This window comes from Methylobacterium tarhaniae (assembly GCF_001043955.1).
In the GTDB taxonomy this organism is placed as follows: domain Bacteria; phylum Pseudomonadota; class Alphaproteobacteria; order Rhizobiales; family Beijerinckiaceae; genus Methylobacterium; species Methylobacterium tarhaniae.
Map to the genome: position 1 here is coordinate 26192 of NZ_LABZ01000146.1, position 10013 is coordinate 36204.

Genomic DNA, 10013 nt, shown 5'->3' on the forward strand with positions numbered 1-10013 from the left:
AACCGCCTCACTGGCCCTGACGGTACACGCTGACCCGCCCGATGCTGATCTGCGCCGCGGCGGGCACCGGCTTGTTCGGCACGATGCGGACCTCGAGATGGCCGGCATCGAGGTCCCGGCTCGCCTGCATCGCCGCGACGATCGCGGTGATGTCGAGCACGAAGGTCAGCCCGCTGCCCCCATGCGCCCCGCCCCGCACGGTCGCCTGCCGGACGCCGAAGAGGCCGACGCCGCCCGCCAGGCATTCCGGCTTGCCGGACGGATCGCTTCCCTGCGGCCCGACATAGACCTGGAACGCCACCCCATCCCGGAGCCCGCGGACGTTCTCGAGGTTGAGGAGGACGCGCTCCGGCTGTGACGCCGCGCCCTGGGCCGAGGCGGCGGAGGCCGCCAGGTTGGCGGAGACGCGCTTGCGCGCATCGGGCGCGAGGGCGACGGAGGCCTGGGCCTGGGCCCCCACGACCGGGATCGCAGGATGGCTGGCACCGACCAGCTCGGGTGTCTCGTCACCGCTCATGGCAGAACTCCCCTTCGCAGGGCCGCCCCGCGGGGCGCCCGCCGCCGCGGCCCGGGCGCCGGGCGGCAGGCTCGCGGCCACGGCTGTGGCGCCCGAGACGTCGTCGTACGCGTATCCGAGCGCGACCGTGCTCTCGGTCTCGCCGGGCGTGAAGGTCCAGCCTTCCGGCGTGCCCGGCAGCGGCATCACGAAGGGGCGCTGGCCGAGCGTCGCCGGGCCGCCGACCCATCGGTCGTCGCTCGGATCGACGTGCCCCGGCGAGCGCTCGCGCCAGACCTGCCAGAGACGGTCGATATTCGCGTGGTGCAGCCAGAAGATCGGATCGAGCCCGGCCGTCGCCGGGTCCGACATCAGGCCGCCGCCGGTCGTCTCGCTCTCCCCGCCTACGAGCACGTGCACCACGTTGTGCGGCTGCGCCTCGACGCCGCCATTCACGATGCCGTCGTGCGAGAAGCCGGTATCGACGCCGCCGAAGCCCGGGCTGCCGCCGGTGGCGCCCCCGGTGAACACGGCGTCGTCGAGGGCCTTGAGGTTGACGTACTGGAGCGGGATGTAGACGTCGCCGTCGTCCTGCGGACCGTAGCGCTGGGGCACGTAGAGGGGATTGGGCGTGCCGTCCGGCATGGTCCGTGCCGCGAAGGCCGGCGGCAGCGCCGCCTGGTTCGGGCCGAAATAGTTCCAGTACGGCAAGCTCCAGTCGGCCGGCCCGCCGAGGGAGACGACCGCATCGCGCACCACGCGCTCGAAGGCCCACAGGTAACCGCGGTGCCAGGGCAGGAAGTACCAGGTCTGGTGCTGGCACTGGTCCCAGAACGTCTCCCGGACCTCGTCGTCCGGCAGCGCGTCATGGTCGGTCAGGAAGCCGAGTTCTCTCCAGCGATCCTCGTCGAAGCCGTGGATGGCGCCGTAGAAGCGCCAGCTCGTCGGATCGTCGACCGGCCGGGCCTGCATCACGGCGACGGCGCGGGCGTACCACAGGACCGTATCCGACCAATCGGATCCCAGCTCGTAGACATTCTTGCGGACGAACATCGCACTCCCCCGAATCGGCGCGCGTCCTTTCTACATGAGAGGTATTGTGCCCCGCATCGCCGGAAATTGCAAAACACCTTCCCAGGCATGCAGCAACCTGCCGGATCAGCAAGCCGCAACAACGAGACGCGATAACGAAACTTGTCCGTATTGCGGATTTGCGCGAGCGTGACGCCGGCCCCGTGATCGGCCGGGCGCGCGGGCGAAAGTTTGGGAGCGTCGCGACGACCGCATCGCGCGCGGGATCGCCGCGCCGGCCAGGGCCTCCCGAATCCGGGGCGTCAGCCCCGGAGCGTCAGGGTGCCGAGGTCGCCCAATCCCCCCTCGGGGAGCAGGCCGCGCAGGGTCGCGGTGAGGGCGAAGCCGGAGCCGGTGCGCTCGATCTCGTAGAGGTGGTATCCGGCGCAGTGCTTGAGCGCCCCGCCCCGGGCCGAGGCGGAGGGCGCGCCGATCACCGGCACGCGCCGCCCGCCGGGGGCCATCAGGAAGGCGACCGAGCCGACATGGTTGTGCCCGTGCAGCACGAGGTCGGCTCCGACCCGGCCGATCATCGCCTCGAAGGCGTGGGCGTCGGTGAGGTTGCGCCCCGCCTTGGCGCCGCCGACATGCGGCGGATGGTGGATCATCACCACCCGGCACGGCCGATCGGGCTCGGCGGCGAGCTCCGTGAGCATCCGCTCGGCGGCCCGGATCTGGTCGCCGCCGAGGCGCCCGCTCGCCACGAAGGGCGCGGTCGGGATGGCGGAGGAGAGCCCGACCAGCGCGATCGGCCCGCGCCGGCGCAGGTAGGGGAATGCCTTGTCGCGGCCGGCATCGTCCCGGGTCCAGGGCCCGACCGCGTCGAGGAGCCCTTTCAGCGAGCCGCGCACATAGGCGTCGTGGTTGCCGGGCACGAAGCTGACGAAGCCGGGCTCGCCGAGGCCCTCCATGAAGGTCCGGGCGGTCTCCCACTCGCTCGGCAGGCCGATGTTGCACAGGTCGCCGGTGCAGGCGATGTGGTCCGGCGCGGCGGCGCGCAGATCGGCCACGAGGGCGGCCAGGATCTCCATGTCGTGGGTGAGCTTGCGGCCGCGGCTCCAGTTGACCCAGCCGGTGGCGCGCTTGCTCATCAGTTGGCGCAGGCGCGGGCGCGGCAGCGGCCCGACATGGGGATCGGTGAGGTGGGCGAGGCGGAACGTCATCGAGGGGAGATACGCACAGGACGAGGTCAGGGGTGCCGCGCCGGCGTCGCGGCGGGCCCCCCGCCGTAGCAGCAGACCGGGCGGTCACGCATCCCCTTCGGCCTCATGACACACCACGCAGAGCTTGTTGCCGTCGAGATCGCGGAAATAGGCGCCGTAATAGGCCGGATGATAATGCGGCCGCAGCCCCGGAGGTCCCGCGCAGGCGCCGCCCGCCGCGAGGGCCAGGGCGTGACAGCGGTCGACGCTCGCCCGGGAGCGGGCGGTCAGCGCCGTCATGAGCCCGTTGCCGGGCCCGGGCGCCTCGCCGTTCCACGGGCGGCCGACGATCAGCAGGGGCCGGTCGGCGTCCCTCGGCATCCAGCCGGCCCATCCCTGATCCGGCGCGTGGAAGCGCAGCGTCAGGCCGAGTTCCTCGAACAAGGCGGCGTAGAACGGGTAGGCGCGGCCGAGGTCGGCGGTGCCGAGGCAGACATGCGAGATGACGCTCATGGCCGTCGGATCTCCCTCGGGATTCAGATCCCGGCGTACATCCGCCCCGGATTGAACAGCCCGGCCGGATCGTGCGCCGCCTTGAGGCCGGTGGTGATCCGCATCAGCGGCTCGGGGAGCGGCTGGAAGACCGGCACCGCCGCCCGCACGGAATCGGGCGCCCGCACCAGCGTCGCGTGGCCACCGGAGCCGAGGGCGGCCCGCACGGCCTCGGCGCCCGCATCGCCGGCCGCCGGCGTGGCGAGCCAGACCAGGCCGCCGCCCCAATCGTAGAACCAGCGCGCCGGCCGGGCCGCGGCGATGGCCGCGGCGACGGCGGGGCCGCGGCCCGGCGCGGTCGAGAGGCGCCACACCGCCTCGCCGCCACCGGCGAAGGGCAGGACGTCGCGGACCGATCGCCACCGGGTGCCGGCCGGTTCGCCCTCGATCGTGTCGGGCGTCCCGAAGCGGCGCAGCAGGCGGGTCAGCTCGCCGCGGCGGTAATCGATCGAGGCGGAGAACCCCTCGATGCGCAGGAGCGTGCGCGCGGGGCCGTCGATCCCCTCCGGCAGGTGGGCCGCGCCGGTGATCTCGAACGGCGAGCCGAGGGCGAGGCTCATCGCCGCGACGGCACGGGCATCGTCGAGGCCGGAGAGGACCAGGGTCACGGTGCGCTCGGGCACCGGCAGCACCTTGAAGGTGACCTCGGTGAGGAAGCCCAGCGTGCCCCAGGAGCCGGCCATCAGCTTCACGAGGTCGAGCCCGGTGACGTTCTTCATCACCCGGCCGCCGGACTTCACCGCCTCGCCGCGCCCGTTGACGAAGCGCACGCCGATCAGGCTGTCGCGGGCGGCGCCCCCGGCGATCCGCCGCGGGCCCGAGATGTTGCCGGCCGCGATCGCGCCGATCGTCGGCTCGCCGGTCGAGCCGAGGAGCGCTCGGTGGTCCATCGGCTCGAAGGGGAGCATCTGGCCGCCCTCGGCCAGCCGCGCCTCGACCTCGGCCAGCGGCGTGCCGGCACGGGCCGCGACGACGAGCTCGGCCGGCTCGTAGAGGGTGATGCCGGTCAGCCCCGCCGCCGAGAGCGTGGCTTCGTCCTGCGCCGGCCGGCCGATCCCCGCCCGGGTGCCGCCGCCGACGAGCCGCAGCCGCTCGCGCCGCGCCGCCGCCTCACCGATCAGGGTGGCGGCCTCCGCCTCGCTCCGGGGCTGGTAGATGCTCATCGCGCGGCTCGCTCGGGTCGTCGGGACCGCGCCGGACGGCGCTGGGTCGGGCGCGGATCATTGCGGGCAACGGGGGCGGGTTGCAAGCCGGAGTGGCAGCGTCAGGTCAGGATGACATCGGATCCTCAAGCCCCTGCTCCGCCGGCACCGCGCGCCCGAACCGCGCGACCACCGCCGCCCGCAATCCCGCGATGTCGAAGCGCCAGACCAGGCCGCCATAGACGAGGCCGCCGACGGCGACGCAGGCCGGCAGGGCGAGCCAGGGGTCGAGCCCGCGCAAGGGGAGGATCGCGACCGTCATCGCGGCCGTGGCGAGCACGACCGCGGCCGGATCGCGCCAGGGCATCCGCAGGCGGCCGGGCCCGGTCAGCGCGCGAAAGCCGAGGACCAGCATGGCGGCGAGGAGGCCGAGGGATTGCGCCGCCGCGATCCCGTGCGGGCCGAAGGGCCTGGCCAGCGCGAGGGCCGCCACGAGGTTGACCAGCGCCCCGACGCCGCCCGCCGCGATGAGCGGCAGGGTGCGGCGGCGGATCTGGAAGACCGGGTTGAGGGCGAAGTTCATCAGCGCCAGGGCGACGAGGCCCGGGATCAGCAGCAGCGTGTAATCCACGAAATGACCGCGATAGGCCGCCGGGACCGCGATCGCATCCAGCGCCGGAGCGACGGCCCAGAACCCGGCCGCGCTCGGCAGGAGCAGCGCCAGCACCACGGCGCCGTTGCGGGCGACCTGCGCCTCGCCGGCCTCGCGGCCGTGGGTCTCCGCCGCCAGCACGGCGATCTGGAACAGCAGCAGGTCGAGGGCGGCGCCGAGCGTGCTGAAGAGCCGCGCGCCGATATCGGCCGCGAGGGAGAAGTAGCCGGCCTCGGCGAAGCCCGCTGCCGCCGCGATCGCCCAGCGGTTGGCGAAGGGCATCAACTGGTAGATCACGTTGGCGGCGACCACAGGCAGGCCGTAGGCCATGAACAGGCGCAGGGCGTCCCGGCGACGATCCGCCCCGTGGGGGATCGGCGGATCCGCGAGGGCGCGGCGGATGAGGAGGGCGGCGAAGAGCTGGCTCAAGCCTCCGGCGAGCATCACCGCGGCGGCATCCGCCGTCGCCCAGGCGGTGCCGACCATCAGTACGAGGGCGAGGCCGTTCTTGATCAGCACGAGGCGCAGATACAGCCCGCCGACGAAGCGGGCCCGGGCGAGCGCCGCCTGGTAGTCGAACAGCCCGATGCCGACCGCGGCCCCGGCGGCGGCGGCCGCGAGCAGGGCCGGCTCGCCGACGAGGGGGTGTCCGGCCAGCAGCAGGACGGCCGCGCCGGCGAGGCCGAGGGCCGTCGCCGCATAGGCGCGGTCGAGCATGGCGCGGATCCAGGGCTCCGTGTCCCGGACGCGCGCGGAGTAGAAGCGGGTGGCCGAGAGGCGCAGCCACTCGAACAGCATGATGGTGAGCACCACCGCACCGGCCGTGCCGAGGGCGAAGCGGCCGAAATCCGCCGGTCCCAGGATCTGCGCGATGAGCAGGCCGAGGGCCAGGTTCAGGACCGCATTGACCACGAAGGCCGCGATGACCGCCATTGGGTGGGTGCTCGTCAGGTTGCCGGACATCGTGTCCGGCGTGCTTCACGCGTCGCCGCAACGATCGCTTCGGGGATCATGCGCGGGCCTCCCCTCTCCCGTGCGGGAGCGGGAAACCCGCGCCGTGGCCTCGCAGGGTCACGGCAGCCTTATCACACCGCCAGCGCCAGCGGCCGGTCCTGCGCCCCCTGCCCGGCCACCTCGCGATAGACCCGCTCGAGCCCGTCGAGGTGGCGCTCCAGCGTCGGCGGATCGGCCCAGAACAGGTCGTAGGCCGCGCGCCCCATCCGCAGGGCCGTCGCGTCGTTGGCGAGATGCGCCATGGCGTCGGCCAGCGAGCGGGGGTCGTTGGAGCGGAACCACAATCCGCTCTCGCCGTGGCGCACCGCCTCGCGGCCGGCGCAGACGTCGCTGACGAGGACCGGCGTGCCGAGGCCCAAGGACTCGAGCACCGTGAGCGGCTGGCCCTCGTACCAGACCGACGGGAAGACCAGGGCGCGGGCGCCGCGCAGGACCGCCTTGACCTGATCCGGGCTCTGCCAGCCGAGGAAGCGGGCCTCGGGGTAGCGCGCCTCCAGCTCGGCCCGGGCCGGCCCGTCGCCGGCGAAGACCGCCCGCACCCCGGCGAGGCGCGCGGCCTCGGCGAAGATCCCCGGTCCCTTCTCGGGCGACAGGCGGCCGACGAACACGAAGTCGCCCGGCGGGCCCGCCCGGTGGCCGAGGGGCTCGGCATCGACCGGGTTCGGCACGTCGTAGTAGCGCGTCCCCGCCGGCAGGAACGGCGCCAGAACCTCCCGCTGCAACCGGCTGATGGTGATCATCGCGTCGATGCCCTGGACCAGGCCGGTGCGGCGCATCAGGGCGTGGCGGGCCACGCGCATCAGCTTGCGCGGATAGGTGCGCGAATCGCAGTTATGGGCCAGGCAGGCCGGCCCGTTCGGCACCCGGTGGCAGGTCGCCGCGACGGGATAATCGTAGAAACCGCCATTCGGGCAGGCGAGGTAGTATTCGTGCGCGGTGTAGACCACCGGCGCGGGGCTTTTCCGCAGCACCGGCCCGATCGAGGGCGACAGCGCCTTGGCCCAGGCATGGACGTGAACCACCGTGTCGCGCGGGTCGGATTCCGCCACGAGGGCCTTCAGTCTTGCGGCGGCAGGGCCGTTCCACAGCCATTGCACCCCGAACCGGGCGAGCGAGCGCGCCTGGGTCACGTCGGTCTGGTCGAGCAGGACCGTGCGCAATCCGGCCTCGGCGAGGCGCGGATCGGCCGGGCCGACGGCGGCGAACAGCACCACCTCGTGGCCGCGGCGGGCCAGCCCGATCGCGCTCTCCAGCGAGACCTTGGCCTGGCCGCCATTGATGTAAGCGTGGTCGGCGACGAGGATGATCCTCATGGCCGCCGCCCCATGGGCGGACGGGAACGGTGCGGCATCGGTCGGGTTCCCCTCGGGCAGCCTGGCGCGGGGCGAGGATGGCGCCGACCCCTTAAGGAACCACCCAAGCGACGACGCAGGCCCGGCCCTTGCGCTGGACCGGCAACCGGGCCATCGGCTTGCCGATGCTCCCCCGCCCCACCTCGCCCGCTTCGGCGGTCCTGCTCGCCGCCCTCGGCATCGGCCTGCTCTCGCTGATGGACGCCACCATCAAGGGCCTGTCCGACCGCTACGGCGTCACCGGCATCGCCTTCGCCCGCTACGCGGTCGGCACGCTGGTGATGGCTGCCGTGCTCGCCCTGCTCCGCCCCGGCTGGCCCTCGGCCGAGACCTGGCGCAGCAACGGATTGCGGGCGGTGCTGGTGGTGGCGACGGCGCTCTGCTTCTTCCACGGCCTGTCGGTGCTGCCGCTCGCCGAGGCGCTGGCGCTCTCCTTCCTGAGCCCGATCTTCATCGCGCTGTTCGCCGCCCTCCTCCTGCGCGAGCGGGTGCGCCCGCCGGTCTGGGCCGGGCTGGTCGTCGGCTTCCTCGGCGTCGGGATCGTGGTCGCGGGCCAGGTCGGGACGGAGGGGCCGCGGGAGGTCGGCTCCGCCTGGGGCATCGCCGCCATCCTCGCCTCGGCCCTCACCTACGCGCTCTCGATGGTGCTCCTGCGCGCCCGCGCCCGGCACGACCCGGTGGTGACCATCGTGGCGATCCAGAATGCCGGCCCGGCCGCGATGCTGGCGGCGCCCGCCGCCTGGACCTGGACGCCCGTCGCCGCGCCGGACTGGGCGCTCCTCGTCCTCGTCGGCCTGCTCGGCGTCGCCGGGCACCTGGTGCTCAGCCGCGCCTACGCCCGGGCCGAGGCGGCGCGGCTCGCCGCGATGGAATACACCGCGCTCCTCTGGGCGATCGGCCTCGGCTACGTCGCCTTCGGGGAGGTGCCGGGCGTGGCGACGCTGGCCGGCGCGGGGTTGATCCTCGCCGGATCGGCGCTCGCGGCGCGGCGGTGAGAGGGGTCGGCATGCGGCCCCGGCCGCGCCCACGCATGACGTGCGCCCGATGACAGAGACGAAGCCATCTCCCTTTATCGATCGCGAAGAGAGATCAAGCCCAGCGAATTGGCGATCTGGTTCTGCCGGACATCGGAAATGAAGATCTGAGCCTGCGTCTTGAGATTTTCGCTGATGCCCTTTCCGGCATAAGGCCCCTTGGTAAATGCGAAGGTCACCTTGTCGTTGGTCTTGTCGGATGCCGAGACGAGGCTGCCCGGCCCGGTGAAATTCACCAGCTTCCAGGTCGGACCGGTCGCTGTCAGCTCTCGATTGACAATGAAATTCACCGATCCGCCGAATACGCCTGCGCTGCTTTTGGTTCTCCAGTCCAGGTAAGGTTCCGCCGTCATTGCTAGATAGAAGGCCTCTTTTATTCCAAGTCTCCCGGAAAGATTAGTGTCTGCGCCTTCCAGGCATCTTTGTCTCACGATGTCATACTTCCCAATCGCCCTGATTGCGCGCAACCCATTTTTTATCTCTCGAAGCGAGAAGAATAATTGCTGAGTGAAATTCTGACCTCTCGATCGCTCGAAATTCAGACCAGTTGCCAGGGTAATGGGGCCACCAGCCAGGGAGAAAGTTGGTGCAAGTCCTCCGGTGTCGGTGACTGTCAGACTGAGTTCAACCCCAACTTGAACGTCATAGAAATCCGAAACGATGGCGCTCAAATTTGACTCTTCGCCATCGACAATGTCCTCGAGCTCACAATTGATTTTGTTGATGATCGACTTAACGGTCGGGGTGCCGTCGCGTTCAGATGGTATGTCAAACGCGGGTATGATTGAGGCGCAGCCGCCAACTGCTACCGACAGGGCGGCCGCAATATAAACCGATTTTTTCTTGAGCATCTTAAGCCCCAGCGTTGGAAGGAAGATATTCAATCAAGTACCAATTCCCATAAATTCGATCCAAAGCTCGGGATGCTTGAACACTCACGTTCTCTCTTTCGTAGAGGACGGTGTGAGGACGAGCGATCTCACATACCAGACAAGTACAAGGATCGCCTGGAGGAGTCGGCAGTCTTTCGGCAAGTTTATCAAGACTATCTATGACATCTTCCACCGATGGCGCCCCCGAAAATTCATTTAGACCTCCCTCCGATTGCCCTCTAATATTTGTGTCGCCCTCTCTTTGTTTTTGACCAAGAAATCGAAGGACTCTCTTGACGAGGATTTCGAAAAAATCCGCAAGCAAGAATAGCATCTGGCCCTCCTGATTTGACTTCGAAACATATCATCGCCAGTCAGGCGCGCTTTGCAACCGCATTTTCTACTTCGAATGGCAGTGTATCAAAAATATCTCAATTGTGATAATGGCAAAATAGACATTAAGTCGATATATCACCTAACAGTTACGGGAAGTAATTTTGATAAGGCATCAATGTAATTTTCGCTCATCACACAGAGAATTTGTCCGTCCCACCATAAGATATGTCTATGCAAGAAATTTTTGTTTATACCCCGGCCACCGCCTGATTTAGTAAGTATTTATCGCAGTAATGCTTAAAATTTCAATAGACATTACTTAATGTCTCATACCGCCGCGCTTAGGTTTT

The 10013-nt window shown here is 69.7% G+C and carries 8 protein-coding genes; 1 reads left to right on the top strand and 7 read right to left on the bottom strand.

Going from position 1 to position 10013, the window contains the following annotated elements:
• Positions 1-7 precede the first annotated feature (7 nt).
• The 6 genes from VQ03_RS20440 to VQ03_RS20465 form a co-directional block, all read right to left on the bottom strand.
• Complete coding sequence (locus tag VQ03_RS20440; RefSeq protein WP_048452741.1) at positions 8-1549, bottom strand: tyrosinase family protein; 1542 nt, start codon at positions 1547-1549, stop codon at positions 8-10.
• 281 nt (positions 1550-1830) lie between these two features.
• Positions 1831-2730: a metallophosphoesterase family protein gene (locus VQ03_RS20445; RefSeq protein ID WP_048452742.1), complete on the bottom strand. Its 900-nt coding sequence runs from the start codon at positions 2728-2730 to the stop codon at positions 1831-1833.
• Between the two features lie 84 nt (positions 2731-2814).
• A complete protein-coding gene (locus tag VQ03_RS20450) occupies positions 2815-3222 on the bottom strand; it encodes a VOC family protein (protein ID WP_048452743.1) in 408 nt (135 codons plus the stop codon).
• 23 nt (positions 3223-3245) lie between these two features.
• Positions 3246-4424 (bottom strand): FAD-binding protein, encoded by a 1179-nt coding sequence (locus VQ03_RS20455; RefSeq protein WP_048452744.1) that lies wholly within the window; start codon positions 4422-4424, stop codon positions 3246-3248.
• 106 nt (positions 4425-4530) lie between these two features.
• The gene (locus VQ03_RS20460) at positions 4531-5988 is read right to left on the bottom strand and encodes a lipopolysaccharide biosynthesis protein (protein WP_048452745.1); all 1458 of its coding nucleotides are present in this window, start codon (positions 5986-5988) and stop codon (positions 4531-4533) included.
• A 152-nt stretch (positions 5989-6140) separates the two neighbouring features.
• A complete protein-coding gene (locus tag VQ03_RS20465) occupies positions 6141-7382 on the bottom strand; it encodes a glycosyltransferase family 4 protein (protein ID WP_048452746.1) in 1242 nt (413 codons plus the stop codon).
• A gap of 164 nt (positions 7383-7546) precedes the next feature.
• Here VQ03_RS20465 and VQ03_RS20470 point away from each other — a divergent pair, with 164 nt between their 5' ends.
• Positions 7547-8416: a DMT family transporter gene (locus VQ03_RS20470; protein WP_048452753.1), complete on the top strand. Its 870-nt coding sequence runs from the start codon at positions 7547-7549 to the stop codon at positions 8414-8416.
• A 74-nt stretch (positions 8417-8490) separates the two neighbouring features.
• Here the strand turns inward: VQ03_RS20470 and VQ03_RS33185 are convergent, their stop codons facing one another.
• Complete coding sequence (locus tag VQ03_RS33185) at positions 8491-9339, bottom strand: hypothetical protein (protein ID WP_157064183.1); 849 nt, start codon at positions 9337-9339, stop codon at positions 8491-8493.
• Between the last annotated feature and the right edge of the window lie 674 nt (positions 9340-10013).

What these genes read in the sequence shown, in the direction of transcription:
- VQ03_RS20445 (WP_048452742.1), bottom strand. Translation starts at nt 2,730, where the DNA reads ATGACGTTCCGCCTCGCCCACCTCACCGATCCCCATGTCGGGCCGCTG.
- VQ03_RS20465 (WP_048452746.1), bottom strand. Translation starts at nt 7,382, where the DNA reads ATGAGGATCATCCTCGTCGCCGACCACGCTTACATCAATGGCGGCCAG.
- VQ03_RS20440 (WP_048452741.1), bottom strand. Translation starts at nt 1,549, where the DNA reads ATGTTCGTCCGCAAGAATGTCTACGAGCTGGGATCCGATTGGTCGGAT.
- VQ03_RS20470 (WP_048452753.1), top strand. Translation starts at nt 7,547, where the DNA reads ATGCTCCCCCGCCCCACCTCGCCCGCTTCGGCGGTCCTGCTCGCCGCC.
- VQ03_RS20450 (WP_048452743.1), bottom strand. Translation starts at nt 3,222, where the DNA reads ATGAGCGTCATCTCGCATGTCTGCCTCGGCACCGCCGACCTCGGCCGC.
- VQ03_RS20455 (WP_048452744.1), bottom strand. Translation starts at nt 4,424, where the DNA reads ATGAGCATCTACCAGCCCCGGAGCGAGGCGGAGGCCGCCACCCTGATC.
- VQ03_RS20460 (WP_048452745.1), bottom strand. Translation starts at nt 5,988, where the DNA reads ATGGCGGTCATCGCGGCCTTCGTGGTCAATGCGGTCCTGAACCTGGCC.